17 protein-coding genes and 1 pseudogene are annotated in these 16,697 nt (G+C 41.3%); 10 read left to right on the top strand and 8 right to left on the bottom strand.

All coding sequences use genetic code 11. The annotated features are described in order from the left end of the window. Window positions 1–158: 158 nt before the first annotated feature. The 7 genes from scrK to AC4CS8_RS01285 all read left to right on the top strand — a co-directional run bounded on the left by scrK (window position 159) and on the right by AC4CS8_RS01285 (window position 8,181). Window positions 159–1,040: a fructokinase ScrK gene (gene scrK / locus AC4CS8_RS01255; protein WP_493893174.1), complete on the top strand. Its 882-nt coding sequence runs from the start codon at window positions 159–161 to the stop codon at window positions 1,038–1,040. Window positions 1,041–1,215: 175 nt separating this feature from the next. Continuing rightward, a complete protein-coding gene (secA, locus tag AC4CS8_RS01260) occupies window positions 1,216–3,738 on the top strand; it encodes a preprotein translocase subunit SecA (protein ID WP_493893175.1) in 2,523 nt (840 codons plus the stop codon). A gap of 83 nt (window positions 3,739–3,821) precedes the next feature. Next, a complete protein-coding gene (gene acpS / locus AC4CS8_RS01265) occupies window positions 3,822–4,187 on the top strand; it encodes a holo-ACP synthase (protein ID WP_493893176.1) in 366 nt (121 codons plus the stop codon). After that, a complete protein-coding gene (gene alr / locus AC4CS8_RS01270; RefSeq protein ID WP_493893177.1) occupies window positions 4,174–5,280 on the top strand; it encodes an alanine racemase in 1,107 nt (368 codons plus the stop codon). The genes acpS and alr overlap by 14 nt, the downstream gene beginning before the upstream one ends. A gap of 267 nt (window positions 5,281–5,547) precedes the next feature. Next, on the top strand, window positions 5,548–6,693 hold the full coding sequence (gene nagA / locus AC4CS8_RS01275) for an N-acetylglucosamine-6-phosphate deacetylase (RefSeq protein WP_493893178.1): 1,146 nt from the start codon (window positions 5,548–5,550) through the stop codon (window positions 6,691–6,693). A 30-nt stretch (window positions 6,694–6,723) separates the two neighbouring features. Continuing rightward, window positions 6,724–7,728 (top strand): tagatose-bisphosphate aldolase, encoded by a 1,005-nt coding sequence (gene lacD, locus AC4CS8_RS01280; RefSeq protein ID WP_493893179.1) that lies wholly within the window; start codon window positions 6,724–6,726, stop codon window positions 7,726–7,728. 111 nt (window positions 7,729–7,839) lie between these two features. Continuing rightward, window positions 7,840–8,181 (top strand): metal-sulfur cluster assembly factor, encoded by a 342-nt coding sequence (locus tag AC4CS8_RS01285; RefSeq protein WP_493893180.1) that lies wholly within the window; start codon window positions 7,840–7,842, stop codon window positions 8,179–8,181. A gap of 21 nt (window positions 8,182–8,202) precedes the next feature. Here AC4CS8_RS01285 and AC4CS8_RS01290 read toward each other — a convergent pair whose 3' ends face one another. The 4 genes from AC4CS8_RS01290 to aao all read right to left on the bottom strand — a co-directional run bounded on the left by AC4CS8_RS01290 (window position 8,203) and on the right by aao (window position 13,013). Continuing rightward, the gene (locus AC4CS8_RS01290; RefSeq protein WP_493893181.1) at window positions 8,203–8,589 is read right to left on the bottom strand and encodes a DUF6176 family protein; all 387 of its coding nucleotides are present in this window, start codon (window positions 8,587–8,589) and stop codon (window positions 8,203–8,205) included. Window positions 8,590–8,606: 17 nt separating this feature from the next. Further along, window positions 8,607–9,860, bottom strand: coding sequence for a glycosyltransferase family 8 protein (locus tag AC4CS8_RS01295; RefSeq protein ID WP_493893182.1), 1,254 nt, complete (start codon window positions 9,858–9,860; stop codon window positions 8,607–8,609). Between the two features lie 54 nt (window positions 9,861–9,914). Then, complete coding sequence (gene ilvD, locus AC4CS8_RS01300) at window positions 9,915–11,630, bottom strand: dihydroxy-acid dehydratase (RefSeq protein ID WP_493893856.1); 1,716 nt, start codon at window positions 11,628–11,630, stop codon at window positions 9,915–9,917. A 210-nt stretch (window positions 11,631–11,840) separates the two neighbouring features. Beyond that, the gene (gene aao, locus AC4CS8_RS01305; RefSeq protein WP_493893183.1) at window positions 11,841–13,013 is read right to left on the bottom strand and encodes an aminoacetone oxidase; all 1,173 of its coding nucleotides are present in this window, start codon (window positions 13,011–13,013) and stop codon (window positions 11,841–11,843) included. A gap of 170 nt (window positions 13,014–13,183) precedes the next feature. Between aao and AC4CS8_RS01310 the strand changes: the two genes are divergently transcribed. Continuing rightward, window positions 13,184–13,387, top strand: coding sequence for a cold-shock protein (locus tag AC4CS8_RS01310; protein WP_493893184.1), 204 nt, complete (start codon window positions 13,184–13,186; stop codon window positions 13,385–13,387). A gap of 166 nt (window positions 13,388–13,553) precedes the next feature. Beyond that, window positions 13,554–14,048 (top strand): DUF536 domain-containing protein, encoded by a 495-nt coding sequence (locus AC4CS8_RS01315; RefSeq protein ID WP_493893185.1) that lies wholly within the window; start codon window positions 13,554–13,556, stop codon window positions 14,046–14,048. A gap of 231 nt (window positions 14,049–14,279) precedes the next feature. Here AC4CS8_RS01315 and AC4CS8_RS01320 read toward each other — a convergent pair whose 3' ends face one another. From AC4CS8_RS01320 to AC4CS8_RS01335, 4 genes and pseudogenes are all read right to left on the bottom strand, one after another. Next, entirely contained in the window at window positions 14,280–14,426 is a 147-nt protein-coding gene (locus tag AC4CS8_RS01320; protein WP_493893186.1) for a GNAT family N-acetyltransferase, read from the bottom strand. A gap of 27 nt (window positions 14,427–14,453) precedes the next feature. Then, a pseudogene (locus AC4CS8_RS01325) lies at window positions 14,454–14,561 on the bottom strand (GNAT family N-acetyltransferase); the annotation flags it as partial. A gap of 33 nt (window positions 14,562–14,594) precedes the next feature. Then, complete coding sequence (locus AC4CS8_RS01330) at window positions 14,595–14,834, bottom strand: hypothetical protein (protein ID WP_493893187.1); 240 nt, start codon at window positions 14,832–14,834, stop codon at window positions 14,595–14,597. Window positions 14,835–14,864: 30 nt separating this feature from the next. Then, window positions 14,865–15,650: an L-threonylcarbamoyladenylate synthase gene (locus AC4CS8_RS01335; RefSeq protein WP_493893188.1), complete on the bottom strand. Its 786-nt coding sequence runs from the start codon at window positions 15,648–15,650 to the stop codon at window positions 14,865–14,867. 279 nt (window positions 15,651–15,929) lie between these two features. Between AC4CS8_RS01335 and AC4CS8_RS01340 the strand changes: the two genes are divergently transcribed. Further along, the gene (locus tag AC4CS8_RS01340; RefSeq protein WP_493893857.1) at window positions 15,930–16,667 is read left to right on the top strand and encodes a MerR family transcriptional regulator; all 738 of its coding nucleotides are present in this window, start codon (window positions 15,930–15,932) and stop codon (window positions 16,665–16,667) included. The last annotated feature ends 30 nt before the right edge of the window (window positions 16,668–16,697 follow it).

The raw sequence follows: 16,697 nt of genomic DNA on the forward strand, positions 1-16,697 counted from the left end.
AACTCGCTTTGCCTAACTTAAGTTATGCCTGCAGCTCGTTGCCTAGTACTGAAAGTAAGATGAGAGCCTAGAAATAATATATCTAAGAAAAGGCTTTATGCCTTTTTCTTCTGTTTATAACTATGGTATAATGGAAAAAACAAAAAAGGGAGAAAATCATGACAAAACTTTACGGAAGCTTGGAAGCTGGTGGTACAAAGTTTGTTTGTGCTGTCGGTGATGAGAATTTTCAAGTAATTGAAAAAACACAATTTCCAACGACAACACCTTATGAAACAATTGAACGTACAGTGGAATTTTTCAAACGCTACGAAGATCGTTTGGCAGGTATTGCCATTGGTTCATTTGGTCCGATTGATATTGACCAAAATTCACAGACCTATGGTTATATCACTTCAACTCCAAAACCACATTGGTCAAACATTGATTTGCTTGGTCTAATTGCCAAGGAATTTAATATTCCATTTTACTTTACGACAGACGTTAACTCGTCTGCTTATGGTGAAACCTTGGTTCGTAAGGGTGTGAAGAGCCTGGTTTACTACACTATCGGTACTGGTATCGGTGCTGGCGCTATTCAAAATGGTGAATTCATCGGTGGTCTTGGACATACAGAGGCGGGACATACCTATGTTGCCTTACATCCATACGATATCAAACATGAATTTAATGGAACCTGTCCTTTCCATAATGGCTGTTTAGAAGGTTTGGCAGCTGGTCCATCTCTTGAAGGTCGTACGGGTATTCGTGGAGAGTTAATTGAACTTAATTCCGATGTATGGGATGTTCAGGCTTATTATATTGCTCAAGCAGCAGTACAGGCAACACTTCTTTATCGTCCGCAAGTCATTGTATTTGGTGGCGGCGTTATGGCACAAGAACACATGCTCAACCGTGTGCGTGAAAAGTTTGTTGGTTTGATGAACGATTACCTACCAACACCTGATGTAAAAGAGTATATCGTGACACCAGCAGTTGCTGAAAATGGTTCAGCTACACTAGGTAACTTTGCTCTAGCAAAACAAGTATCTGAAAAATAAATAGAAAGTCCAGTTGATAGCTGGACTTTTATAGTTGGAAGTGCTGTTGTCATCTAATGTGTGTATCCTATCAGTTGCAAGATTAAAACATCGTTTTGTTCGCTATATACCTTGAAAATCCGTTGTTTTTATGGTAGAATTATTCATTGAATTGAAAGAAAATAGGATGATAAATATGGTAACAAATGTACTTCGTTCTCTAGTGGAAAATGACAAGGGAGAATTGAAACGATTAGAAAAAATGGCAGATAAGGTTATTGCCTATGCCGATGCAATGGAAGCCTTGTCTGATGAGGAATTACAAGCGAAAACGAAAGAATTCAAGGAACGTTATCAAGGCGGAGAAAGTCTAGATGAGTTGCTTTTTGAAGCTTACGCGGTGGTAAGAGAGGCTTCTCGTCGTGTATTGGGACTTTATCCATATCCTGTACAGATTATGGGTGCCATTGTTTTGCATAATGGTGATGTGCCAGAGATGCGGACGGGTGAAGGAAAAACTTTAACTGCAACGATGCCTGTTTACCTTAACGCTTTGGCTGGCGAAGGCGTACATGTTGTTACAGTTAACGAATACCTTGCTACTCGTGACGCAACTGAAATGGGGGAGCTTTATTCTTGGTTAGGTCTATCTGTGGGTATCAACTTAGCCGCTAAGTCTTCTTTTGAAAAGCGCGAAGCGTACAATTGTGATATTACTTATTCAACTAACTCAGAGATTGGTTTTGATTATCTTCGTGATAACATGGTAGTACGAGCGGAAGATATGGTACAGCGTCCGCTCAATTACGCTTTGGTTGATGAGGTGGATTCGGTCTTGATTGATGAAGCACGGACCCCTTTAATTGTATCTGGACCACAAAGTTCAGAGACGAATCAGCTTTATTTCTTAGCTGATAATTTAGTCAAGTCTTTGGATAACGATGATTACATTATCGATGTACCGTCTAAGACCATCGGTCTTTCTGACTCAGGGATTGATAAGGCTGAGAAGTTTTTCAAACTTGATAACCTTTATGATGTGGAAAATGTAGCAATTACCCACTTTATTGACAATGCACTTCGTGCTAATTACATCATGATTTACGATATTGATTACTTAGTTAATGAAAATCAAGAAGTCATGATTATTGATCCGTTTACCGGTCGGACAATGGAAGGACGTCGGTATTCTGATGGACTGCATCAAGCGATAGAAGCTAAAGAAGGTGTACCAGTTCAAAATGAATCTAAGACTAGTGCTTCTATTACCTACCAAAATATGTTCCGCATGTATAAAAAATTGGCTGGGATGACTGGTACAGGTAAAACAGAAGAAGACGAATTCCGTGAAATTTATAATATTCGTGTTGTACCAATTCCAACGAATAAGGAAGTGATTCGAATTGACCATGAGGACTTGTTGTATCCTAGTTTGGAGTACAAGTTCAATGCAGTGGTTAAAGACGTGAAAGAGCGGTATGAAAAAGGCCAACCTGTTTTGGTCGGAACTGTAGCTGTTGAAACTTCGGATTACCTATCAAAACGGTTGGTTGCAGCAGGTGTTCCTCATGAGGTGCTTAATGCGAAAAATCATTATCGTGAAGCACAAATTATCATGAATGCTGGTCAACGTGGTGCGGTCACCATCGCCACCAACATGGCTGGTCGTGGTACAGATATTAAGTTGGGCCCAGGTGTGCGTGAGTTGGGTGGACTCTGTGTAATCGGTACCGAGCGTCATGAAAGCCGACGAATTGATAACCAACTTCGTGGTCGTTCAGGGCGTCAAGGTGATCCGGGTGAATCTCAATTTTATCTCTCTTTAGAAGATGATTTGATGCGTCGTTTTGGTTCTGAACGGATTAAGGCCTTTATGGAGCGCATGAATTTGACAGAAGAAGAATCTGTTATCAAGTCAGGAATGTTAACTCGTCAGGTTGAGAGTGCTCAAAAACGTGTCGAAGGGAACAACTACGATTCACGTAAGCAGGTCTTGCAATATGATGATGTTATGCGTGAACAACGAGAAATCATATACAGTCAGCGTCATGATGTGATTACTGCTGATCGTGATTTGGCTCCGGAAATCAAGAGCATGATTAAACGGACGATACAGCGTCAGGTTGCAGATCATAAGTCAAGCAAACGTGAAGATGCTCTTCAAGCTATTTTGAATTTTGCTCATTTTAGTCTCGTTTCTGAAGATAGTATCACCCTTTCTGATCTAGAAGGAAAAACGGACGAGGAAATTGTGGCAGATTTGTTCGCGCGTGCGGAATCAGTCTATGAGAGTCAAGTTGCTAAATTACAAGATGCAGACCGTGTTAAAGAGTTTCAAAAAGTATTGATTTTACGAGTTGTGGATAGCAAATGGACAGACCATATTGATGCACTAGATCAACTCCGTAATGCTGTTAGTTTACGTGGATATGCTCAAAACAATCCTGTTGTGGAGTATCAATCAGAGGCTTTCACTATGTTCAACGATATGATTGGAGCGATTGAATTTGATGTGACACGTTTAATGATGAAAGCACAAATTCATGATAATATTGAGCGGGAACGAACTGTTAGAGAAGCTCATACAACGGCAACTAAAAATATTATTCCTGGACAAGAGCAATCAAAAGAAATTTCTTCTTTTGAAGGCGTTGATCGTAATGATCCATGTCCATGTGGCTCAGGAAAGAAGTTCAAAAATTGCCATGGTCGTAAATAAAGAATAGTGCTTTAAACATATAGGGGGCTAGGTAGACTCAGTTATCGAGTTTTTCCTGCTCCCTTTTTGGAAAAAAATAGAAAATGATTATAGGACACGGAATAGACTTACAGGAATTATCGGCCATTCAATCAGCTTTGAACAAAGGACGAGGTTTTGAAAAGCGTATCTTGACAGATACAGAGTTGGCTCGGTTTGAAGGTTTATCAGATAAGAGAAAAGTGGAATATTTAGCTGGACGTTGGGTAGCTAAAGAGGCTTTAGTCAAAGCCTTGGGGACCGGGATTGGTAAATATAGTTTTCAAGATATGGAAGTATTGAACGATTCTAAGGGAGCTCCGTATTTTAATCAGGCACCGACGAAAGCAAAAATTTGGTTGAGTATTAGTCATTCTGCTAATTTTGCCCAAGCTAGTGTGATTTTGGAGGAATGGAATGAAAGAAAGTAAATCGCGACCCACAGTGGCTCGAATTCAACTTAGTCATATTGCTCATAATGTGCAAACAATCCGAGAGCAATTGCCTAAATCGACAACTGTTTATGCAGTTGTTAAGGCAGATGCATATGGTCATGGAGCAGTTGCTGTTTCAAGAAAGCTGGTTGGACAAGTTGATGGATTTTGTGTATCGAACTTGGATGAAGCATTGGAGCTGCGTCAAGCAGGGATTGAAGACCCAATATTAATTTTAGGAGTGGTCCCTGTTCAGGTCATCCCAACAGCGATTGAGTTGGGGATTAGTCTAACTGTGACTAGTCTAGAATGGCTGGGTTTAGCTGAAGAGGCTAATCAGGAGTTGGACAAGCTTTCAGTACATCTTAAGGTGGATACGGGCATGGGGCGTCTTGGTTTTTGTGATGCTCACAGTCTGAACCAGGCACTTACTTGGTTAAAAGAGAGGGGAGCTCGCTTTGATGGTATCTTTACTCATTTTGCGAAAGCAGATGAAACTGATACCTTACAACTAGAGAGGCAGTTTGAACTGTTTCAGTCTATCTTAAATAGTTTAGATCAACGTCCACCTCATATTCATGTCAGCAATTCTGCAGCGAGTATCTGGCATACAGATAAGATTTTTAATATGGTCCGTCTTGGAAATGCAATTTACGGTCTAAACCCAAGTGGGCATTCCCTGGACTTGCCTTTTGATTTAAAACCGACTTTAAGTTTGACTTCAGAACTTATCCAAATCAAACAGGTGCCTGAAGGAGCGAGTATTGGCTACGGAGAGACTTATCACAGTTCGCAACAGGAATGGATAGGAACAGTACCGATTGGTTATGCAGATGGACTAACAAGATCTATGCAGGGATTTTCGGTTTTGGTAGACGGTCAACCTTGTGAGATTGTCGGGCGAGTTTCTATGGATCAGATTACGATTCGTTTGCCTCAACGATATACAATCGGAACCCAGGTTACCTTGATTGGACAGGATGGTGATAAGGTCATCACAGTACAGGATTGGGCTGATTATCGACAGACCATTAACTATGAAGTTACCTGTCTTTTATCTGGTCGAATACCAAGAGTCTATATCGACTAGTTCTTGCTAAGCCTTGTTATATTTTGGTAACGAAAAAGAAAATAGCCTTTAATAACCAGTTCCTAGTAGTACGAAAGGAGCTGGTTTATTTGATACTTTCTGAATGGTACTTGTACATTGTAGCTACATGTGAGAGTGCTGGCTTTCCTCTAGTTTTGTTATTAATATCGGTGTAGCAATTCGAAAAGGAATTGACAATTAACAGAAATAATCTTATAATGGTTATAACCAGATGTTTTATTTATATATTAATAGAAGGAGGTAAATGTGGTTCAATTCATTCATGCTAAGTCTATCATTTTATCCAATCAGATTATAAAAAATGCCTACCTAGAAATTCGTGAGGATGGGACCTTTGGAGCTATTTCCTCAGAAAAACCAGAGGGTGATATTGTAGATTACTCAGACTACCATATTGGTCCAGGTCTGGTTGATACACATATCCACGGATATGCCTCACACGATGTTATGGACAATGATTTTGAAGGTATTAAGGCAATCTCGGAAGGCTTGCTTTCTTGCGGTGTGACTTCATGGTTACCAACTACCTTGACAGATTCTACGGAAAATTTAAATGCAGTTTGTCAGACAATCGGTCAGCATGCCGGTGAAGAAACAGGTGCCAAGATTCAAGGGATTTTTCTTGAAGGGCCTTTCTTTACCGAAAAATACAAAGGTGCACAGAATCCTAAGTACATGAGCGACCCTTCTATTGAAAAATTAGACAAGTGGCATAGTCTCTCTAAGGGCTTGGTGAACAAAATTGCTCTGGCACCGGAACGAGAAGGAGTTCGAGAATTCATCGAGTTTGCAAATAGCAAAGAGATTCGAACTGCTCTAGCCCACAGTGATGCAAACTATGCCCAGGCTCAAGCAGCAGTGGAAGCCGGGGCAAGCATATTTGTTCATGTTTACAATGGAATGAGCGGACTTCATCACCGAGAACCAGGTATGGTTGGAGCTGCCTTGAATTTAAAAAATGTTTACGCAGAAATGATTTGCGATGGGTATCATGTTCACCCAGCGGCAGCAGAAGTAGTTATCAAAGCACGCGGAGTTGCGGAAACAGTCCTGATTACCGATTGCATGCGGGCAGGAGGAATGGGTGAAGGTAATTCTCGGCTTGGAGAATTTGAAGTTGTGGTGAAAGATGGAACTGCTCGCCTCAAGCATAACGGTAGTTTGGCTGGGTCGATTTTAGAGTTAATTCAGGCTGTCCAACATGTGGTTGAGTGGGGGTTGGTTGACTTGCCAGATGCCATTCGCATGGCTTCCCTGGTACCTGCAAAATCCGTTGGGATTGATCATATTTGTGGGCAGATTATAGAGGGACGAGCAGCGGATTTTATCCTTGTAGATGACAAGGGGAACTTACAAGCGACTTATCTTAATGGGCAGAAACGTTTTGGATAAATTTAGATAAACATTCCTAGGAGGAAACTAATGACAAAACTACACATATCACAGGAAAAGTTTGACCATTTGATCCATCTCTCAAATGGTAATCAAATTATTGCGGCTTTAGCCATTGATCAGCGAGGAGCTCTAAAAAGGCTTTTAGCAGCTGCAGCTGGTGTTAGTGAGTTTGGTGATGAGATTTTAGTTGATTTTAAAAAGCTTATCGCTAGTGATTTGACACCCTATGCTAGTTCCATTCTTTTGGATGCGGAATATGGAGTTCCTGCCTCAGAATTGCGTCATGCAGACTGTGGTTTTATTGCAGCCTATGAAAAAACTGGTTACGATACTTCAACGCCAGGTCGTTTGCCAGATTTATTGCCAAATTGGTCAGCCAAACGCATCAAGGAATTGGGGGCAGATGCTGTTAAAATCTTACTGTACTATGATGTGGATGACAAGTTAGAAATCAACGATATCAAGCATGCATGGGTTGAGAGGATCGGTAGTGAGTGTATGGCAGAAAATATTCCTTACTTCGTGGAAATTTTGACCTATGATGCTAGCGATATAGATGTGACTTCTCGTGAATACGCAGCACTGAAACCTCATAAAGTAAATGGTGCTATGCGTGAGTTCAGTAAACCACGGTACAATGCAGATGTTCTTAAGGTTGAAGTGCCCGTCAATATGAACTTTGTTGAAGGTTATACGGAAGAAGAACCTGTCTATACATTGGCAGAAGCTAAGGCCTACTTTAAGGAACAGGCTGACAGCACCCATCTACCGTTTATCTTCTTGAGTGCGGGTGTCTCAGCCAAGCTTTTTCAAGAAACTCTCGTCCTTGCTAAGGAAGCTGGCTCCAATTTCAATGGTGTTCTCTGTGGTCGTGCGACTTGGAAGGATGCAGTTGCGATTTTTGCAAGTCAAGGTGAGGAGGTTGCAAAGGCCTGGTTAGCAGATCAAGGCCGTCAGAACATGGAAGAACTCAATAAAGTGTTGGCAATAACTGCTCGTTCTTGGACTGAAAAAGTTGAGGTAGTTCATTAAATTTTAAAAACTATTGAATAGATTAACTCCTGCTCTTCTTATTATGGAAATATACTTGAAAAAGATAAAAAAGTATGAGAAAATAGGACAAATCAGAAAGTAGGAGAAAATATGAGAGAAGATATTATCCTAAATGATCGCGCCGCTGCTTTGTCAAAAGAACTGGTTGCAGTATTGGAGACTATTTATGATCCTGAAATTGAGTTGGACATCTATAATTTAGGTCTGGTGTACGAAATTCATTTGGACGAAGTGGGTTTTTGTAAGGTAATTATGACCTTTACGGATGCAGGGTGCTCTTGTGCGGATACTATGCCTGGAGACTTGGTCGCAGCCTTGAAAACCATTGATGGAATTGAAGATGCCCAAGTTGAAATTGTGTGGTCTCCTGCATGGAAAATGACACGCATCAGCCGTCTAGGGCGCATTACACTGGGAATTAGTCCCAAATAAAAATGAGTTGCGACAAGCAGCTCATTTTTTATATGTTTCATCGTACTTTTTGTCTAAATCTTCCATGGTTTCATAGATAGGTTTGGAAATCATGACGACCTGAGGGTCAAGGTCAACCATGCTGTAGCTGGCATCAATGCATTCTGCCCAGTATTCTAAATGTTTTTTGTCGATATAGGATTCTGAATCTTCGACTTCAATCCCTCCTTCGGCTTGGACAGAGTACCAATAGAGGTATTCGCGTCCGTCCAATACCTCACGGAAGATGGTTTCGACATACATTTTTTCTCCTTCAAGAGTGAGAAGGGTGTCTTCCAAGTGCTCATTGAGAAAGGCCATCCACTCATCTACTTTGGAAGACTTTCCGTTTTTTACACGGAAGCGAGAGAGTTCAACATTTAATTTCATTACACTTTCTCCTGTTCTTATTCGCTCAGTAGTCTTACTGCAGTGGCTAAGTCTTCGGGCTGATGACAGGAGAAAACTTGACTGTGCGAATAGTTCTCAAAATTTGGTGCTGCGATATTGTCGAAAGAGAGGACCGGTTTCTCATTTTCCATAACCAAGTCCAAGAAATAAGGGTCCTTTGAACCATGATTAATATCTAGATAGGCATCACAGTCGAGAATCATATCCTCTAAAATGTAACCGATAACTTTAGGGTGTAAAAAAACATTGTCAAAGCTAGCTAATTTTTTTAAATTGTCTGCCATATCAGTAAAAGCAACAATATGAAAGGCGTAGTCTGGTAACTCTTTGATTAAACTTTCGATTTGTTCAATCAAGTGAGTATTTGTCAAGATTAATAGTTTACCTTTATAGACTGATGCGGGTACTTCCCGTTTTTCATTGAGCCATTTATGGTGAATTTCTGCCCAGTCCATCATTTGATAATGCCACCAGATCTCACGTAAGCGACCTGATGAGTAGGTATTCCAAGGCTTGTCTCCAGAAATATAGTGAAGGATTTTAGGTAAAGGATCTAAATTTATATTAAACAAGTGTCTATGACGATAGGCAAAGGCACCTTGGTCAAAACCAATCTGGAAGTTATAGGTATCATCTAACCAAATAGCCTCATGTCCTAATACCATATTCAAAATGGTTTGGTCACCTTCTTGAATGGAGTCTTTTTCTTGTTCTGTTTTTTCAACTAATTTAGCAGTAATGTTTTCAGCTTTCCAACGTTTGTTATTAATCAGCATCATACCAGAGTTAAAACCGACTCCATGTCCAAAAACGGCTCGTACTACGGCTAGATAATGATTACTAATGTCGGTGGAAAATAGTTTATCGAGTTGATCTGTTATGATAATATCGCTGTCAAGATATAGTGCTTTGTCTTCAGATACAAATCGGGGAATAAAGTATCTCGCAAAGGCCATATATGTAATATGTGAAAAGCCAGCATACCAATCCGTATTTAGAGGAACATCTAATAATTTAATATCAATTAAATCACTGCCGATTTGATTTAACAAATGTTTATAATGAGTGAACCATTCTTTTGGAATATCCTGATTAAAAATATAAATCTTAAGGTAGCTATTATGAAAAATTAATGATTTCAGTGTAGTCTCAATTTGGCGGATATACCCGTAGTCGCCAGCTAGGACAATAGCTTGTAAGTCCCGTTTTTTCCCGTTGGTTTGTTGATCGGGAGTTAGAAGCTTAGTCATTTTTCTTTCTCCTTTATGAAACCCCTGTCAGAGAGACAGGGGATATGAAATTTATTATTTTTTCCCAGTCTGTTCAGGTCTCCAGAAGTCTGTAACAGCTCCTTTTGAGGCAGAAGACACTGTGTGTGCATATTTACCGAGAACGCCACGAGAGTAGAGAGGTGGGATAACAGTTGTTTTCTTGCGCTCTTCAATTTCTTGATCGGAAACATGCATGGTGATTTCTTTAGTATCCTGGTCAACAGTTACCAGATCTCCAGTACGGAGGTAAGCGATTGGACCACCATCTTGCGCTTCAGGTGCGATATGTCCGACAACTAATCCATAAGTACCACCAGAGAAACGTCCATCTGTCAAAAGGGCTACCTTGTCCCCTTGCCCTTTACCGACAATCATAGAAGAAAGGGATAGCATTTCAGGCATACCAGGACCACCTTTTGGACCAACATAGCGAACAACAACAACATCGCCATCGACGATTTCATCTGTCAATACTGCCTCGATTGCCTCTTCTTCTGAATCAAAGACCTTAGCTGGACCAGTGTGATTACGGACCTTAACCCCAGAAACTTTGGCAACTGCACCGTCTGGAGCGAGGTTACCTTTGAGGATGATAAGCGGACCATCCGCACGTTTTGGATTCTCAAGTGGCATGATGACATCTTGACCTGGAGTCAAATCTGCAAAATTCTCTAGGTTTTCAGCGACAGTCTTACCTGTACATGTGATACGATCCCCGTGTAGGAAACCATTCTTCAACAAGTATTTCATAACTGCAGGGACACCACCGACATTGTATAGGTCTTGGAAGACATATTTACCGGACGGTTTTAAATCAGCTAGGTGGGGTACTCGTTCTTGGAAATCGTTGAAATCTTCAAGTGTTAGTTCAACGTTAGCGGCATGAGCGATGGCTAGAAGGTGGAGGGTAGCGTTAGTTGATCCACCAAGAGCCATTGTAACTGTAATGGCGTCTTCAAAGGCCTCACGAGTCATAATATCAGATGGTTTGATACCGAGCTCCAACATACGGACAACAGCTCGACCAGCTTCTTCAATATCAGCCTTCTTCTCAGGAGATTCAGCTGGGTGAGAAGACGAACCAGGAATTGACATCCCCATTACTTCAATGGCGGTGGCCATTGTGTTAGCAGTGTACATACCACCACAGCCACCAGGTCCCGGGCAGGCATTACACTCAATCTGACGGACCTCTTCAGCGGTCAAATCGCCATTATTCCATTTACCGATTCCTTCAAAAACTGAAACGAGGTCAATATCTTTGCCGTTTAGATTTCCGGGAGCAATGGTACCACCGTAGGCAAAGATAGCTGGAATGTCCATGTTTGCAATGGCAATCATAGATCCAGGCATATTTTTATCACAGCCACCGATTGCGACAAAGGCATCCACGTTGTGACCCCCCATAGCTGCTTCGATAGAATCTGCAATAATATCACGTGATGTCAGTGAAAAGCGCATACCGGGAGTTCCCATAGCGATTCCATCTGCAACGGTAATGGTACCGTATTGGACAGGCCAAGCACCAGCATCTTTTACCCCTTCTTTGGCTAGTTTCCCGAAATCATGAAGATGCATGTTACATGGTGTATTTTCCGCCCATGTGGAGATAACTCCTACGATTGGTGCTTCAAAATTTTTATCTTGCATACCAGTTGCACGAAGCATGGCACGGTTGGGTGATTTGACCATCGAATCGTAGACAGAACTACGGTGACGAAGTTTTTTTAATGTTTCCTTATCTAGCATATACCGATCCCCTATCTCATAGTTTTCTTTCTTCTTCATTATACCACAAAAAATAGGAAAAACCAGCCTATATACAGCTGGTTTCAAGGGGAGATGGGATTTAAAAGATTTGCGTTCATCACTCTAAATAATAGATAGTGCGTTGTTAGAAATCAACTATTCGATAAAGCTAGGATTTGTCTACCTTGAAATTGCTAGGTATGATTTTATCTAATAATGCAAACTTCCTGCTACCCAGCCAGTTGCTAGACAATAGGTGATGTTAAAGCCACCTGTGTGGGCATTGATGTCCAAGACTTCTCCTGCAAAGTGAAGACCAGGGACTTTCTTGCTTTCCAGAGTTTTGGGATTGATTTCCTTGAGGTCAATGCCACCTTTGGTTACAAAGGATTTGGCAAGTGACATCTTGCCTGTAATCTTGATTTGGAGGGCTTTGAGGTAGGTTACAAGTTCAGTTAGGTCTTTTTGTGATACCTGTTTGACCTTGCAGTCATAGTTTTCTGCGAAAAAGTCAGCTAGGCGGTCGGGCATGAGTTCTCGAAGGGCATTCTTGACGGATTTTTCCCTGTTGGTTTCTAAATGTTCAAACAGGTCTTGGTCAGAATAAGTCGGCAATACATCGAGAAATGCAGTTTCACCGCCTTTGACAAAACTCGACAAGCGAAGGGCAGCAGGACCAGATAGACCGAAGTGGGTAAAGAGCAGATCATGAGTGATGATGTGCTTGCCGTAGGTTAAGGTGACATCATCTAGGGAGATGCCTTGAAGTTTTTTATGGGGAAAATCGGTCAGGACAGGACTTTCTGCGGCCTCAATCTCCGTGACAGCTAGCTTGAAGTGGCGGGCAATATCGTGACCAAAGCCAGTTGAGCCAGTGGAAGGATAGGTTTTACCACCCGTGGTGACAATTAGCTGAGGAGCAGTAAAGGTTTCCTCGCTAGTTTTGACATGAAAGAGGTCGTCAATCTTGCGGACGGACACGACTTCAGCCCCTGTGCGAATATCCACTCCGTTTTCCAGCATCTTCATCTCAAGGCACTTGATAATAGTCTGGGAGCGGTCGGTGGTGGGAAAGACACGACCGTGGTCCTCCACCTTGAGTTTAACACCATTTTCCTGAAAGAAATTCATGATGTCATGGTTGTCAAACTGAGAAAAGACGCTGTAAAGAAAGCGACCATTTCCTGGAATGCCGGCCAGCAGGTCTTCCAATGTGCCGTTGTTGGTCACGTTGCACCGTCCACCGCCAGTACCAGACAGTTTTTTGCCCAATCGTTTGTTTTTTTCGAGGAGTAGGGTCTTCTTGCCGTAGAAGCTCGAAGAAATGGCGGCCATCATGCCAGCAGGACCCGCTCCGATAATAATGGTATCTACTGTATTCATGTCCTTATTTTATCACAATTTCAGGAAAGTTTTCCAAAATGAGAGCTTAGCCTTGACTTTGTTTACCTTTCCTGTTAGAGTAAGCAAGTAGATTAGTTTTTGAGTTTTGTTTGTGTTTCACCTGCTTTACCTTTTCTAGTTTTACAAATTTAGAGAAAGGAAGTAGTGATATGACACAAGGAACAGTAAAATGGTTTAATGCTGAGAAGGGCTTTGGCTTCATTGCTCAGGAAAATGGACCAGATGTATTTGCACATTTTTCAGAAATCCAGACAGACGGATTTAAGACCTTAGACGAAGGTCAAAAAGTGACTTTTGATGTAACAGAAGGTCAACGTGGCCCTCAAGCGAGCAACATTATCAAACAAGCGTAATGAGAACTTCATGAAAAAGGCATCCTAGCGGATGCTTTTTTATAATAAGTACCCGAAAAGCTAGTGATACCAAGACTTAAGTCCCCCTTGATTTGACAGTTTTCTGGTCTTATGGTACTATTTTACTGATAGAATCAACTATGAAAATGAAATAATTGAGGATTATATGGGAATCGAAAAGACAGTCAGTGAATTAGCCGAGATTTTAGGTGTCAGTCGCCAAGCTATGAATAATCGCGTTAAGTCACTTCCAGAAGAATTTGTGGAAAAAAATGACAAGGGCGTTACTGTTGTAAACCGTGCTGGTTTGGTAAAATTAGAAGAAATTTATAAGACAACTATTTTTGAAGATGAGCCTGTCAGTGAAGAAGTTAAGCAACGGGAACTCATGGAAATATTGGTTGATGAAAAGAATGCAGAAATCATTCGTCTCTATGACCAATTGAAAGCAAAAGATACTCAGTTAGCTGAAAAAGATGAGCAGTTACGCGTCAAGGATATTCAGATTTCTGAAAAGGACAAACAACTGGATCAACAGCAACAGTTAACCTTGAAAGCAATGGCAGATAAGGACGTGCTAAAATTAGAATTGGAAGAAGCAAAAGCTCACGTAGAAGAAGTAAAGTCAAAAGGCTTCTTCGCAAGATTGTTTGGTAAATAAAAAGGTCCGGGTGACCTTTTTATCATGAGCTTGCCAACAAAAGGGCGAATTAAGGTCCGGGTGACCTTTTTATCATGAGCTTGCCAACAAAAGAGCGAATTAAGGTCCGGGTGACCTTTTTATCATGAGCTTGCCAACAAAAGAGCGAATTTAGGTCCGGGGGAGTGAAACAGTCTGGTGATAGACTATTTCAGCCTGAGTTTGGAAATGCGAAAAAAATCAAGTCCCTAATCAGGAACTTGATTTTTTCTGATGTTCAAACCATTCATCTCGTAGGATGCCATATTTGACGGAGTCGTAATAGCGTCCTTTCCAGAAGCGGACCTTTCGAATCTGGGCTTCCTTGGTCATTCCTAACTTCTCGGCGGTACGCATCATGCCAGGATTACCAGACCAGGTTGTGAGCCCGGTATGTTCCAAGTCGGAAAACTGGTTAAAAATCCTATCGATCCAGATTTGGAGGGCAGTTGTCCCATAGCCATTTCCCCAAATACTGTCGTCATGGATTTCGATTCCGACTTCTAACCAGCGTGTTGGCTGGCATTCTCAATAATACGACACAAAGCCAATAGGTTGGTCGTTTAGAAGAATTGCTTGTACAAAATTTTTTTGCATCCATTGGTAGAGTGGGGCTGCTTGAAAGTCCTCAAAGTGCGCAAAGGCTTGGTAGTCATCGAAATAGGGAGCGGCAAATTCCTTCCAACGAGGTGCTGCTTGACGATAGCCAATTTCCCATAAGCGATGGAGTCGATCTATTGTAAAAGGTTGTAGAGTGACGATTGGCATTCTGTACTCTCTCCACAATTAAAGATTGGACTAGTAATATTCTCCCTGGCGGTAATCCCAGGAATTGAAGTGATCAGACAGGTGCATCATGATTTTATCAATGTCAAGACCTTTACGGATAACAACTGGGCATGGGCTGATAGAGCGACTGTTTGCCCCCTGTTCAGGAATGAGTTTACCATCCTTATCTACCATAGACACCATAACCCCTTGCTCATAGCGAGTTTCAATTGTCTTGTCAGGTTGGATGGATGCAACATAATCATCGGCTTCGATGACAAGGTCAACAGCATTTTCAATGCGTTCACCGATTCCTTCTACCTTACCGCGGTTTCCCTTGCCTGAAGGGTTAGCGGATGATGCGTAAACCATCTTTCCTTCTTTTTCCCACATTTCTTTGGCGATTTGCTCACCTGCTACACCAAATTTGATAACAAAGCAAGAAGTCCCACGCACGTCTGTCATCAATTCTTCGCGACCATCACCGAAGGCTTTCAATTTTTCATATGCCTCTGGTTTCCAAGGGAGGATACAGCCGAGTAAGATGTCTTCGTCCCAATGTTTTTGATAGAAAGCATCAATTTCAGGAGTTAATTGGGCCAATTCACGCAACTCGTCCATGCTACCACAGAGAACGACCCCTGGTTTGTTACGGTTACGTGATTTCGCCTCAAATTTGCGCTCCAGTCCTGCTCTATCACTTGTCATGATAATGTAGCCCACCTTAGTTGGAGTCACGATACAACCACCATCAGCTTTCAAAATTTCAAGACCTTCTTGATTGAGGTTTCCATCCCATTGAACATGTTTCGTCATATGATTCATTCTCCATTTTTTAAATTTTCTGATAATTCATTATACCAGAAATTAAGAAGAAAGCAAGTCAGGTCAAATACAATTCACCAGAAGGAGAGAAAATAGCGTTTTATTGCTATTTCAAGTTAAATGTGGCAAACTAAATAGTAAAAAAAGAAAAATCCTCTAGCGTCAGGTCTTGCATATGACGTTACGTCAAATGCTACTATATGGGTGAACAAAGAAGGTCGGGTGCACACGGAAAGACTTGTATCTCATCAAAAGAAAGCGAGGGAAGAAATGTCGGTATTCTATACAACTGGGGAGCTTGCTAAATTGGCAGATGTTTCAGTACGGACAGTGCAGTACTATGATCAACGGGGAATTCTTAGTCCTACGGAGCTGACCGAAGGAGGTCGCAGGCTTTACACGGAGGCAGATTTGGACCAGTTGCAGACCATTTGCTTCTTACGGGATTTAGATTTTTCCATTGATCAAATTAAGTGCGTACTGGCAGAAGAAAATGCTAGCCAGGTGCTGGAGTTGCTCTTAGAAGATCATATCATCCAAGTTAAGACAGATCTGGATGCTCAAAAAGCTAAGCTTGACAGGTCTGTCAAGCTACTTGACACACTTAAAAGGCGAGATTCTCAGTCGTTGGAATTTATCAAAGATATTTCTATAACTATGAAAAATCAAAAAGCTTGGAAGAAATTACACAAAATCATGTGGAGTAGTATCATTGGTGGAATAACCATCTATGTAATTTTATTGCTTTGGATTACCAGCCAGCCTAATACTGTATTTTGGAGAATGTCAGGTATTGTACTTGGAATTTGCTATGTTTTAGGAATGCTTCTATTGGCTAATCAATTTAGGAAAAAAGTAACATTCCTTTGTTCTAACTGTCATACGACCTTTGATCCGTCTTTCAAGGAATTTAACCTAGCAGCACATACACCAAAGACACGTAAACTGACCTGTCCACATTGTCATACCAAATCTTATTGCTTGGAATTGGCAAAAGAGACCAAATAGAAAAACCGTTCCGTCAATCGGAACGGTCTT

The sequence above is a fragment of the Streptococcus sp. NSSLK0004 genome (assembly GCF_059039125.1).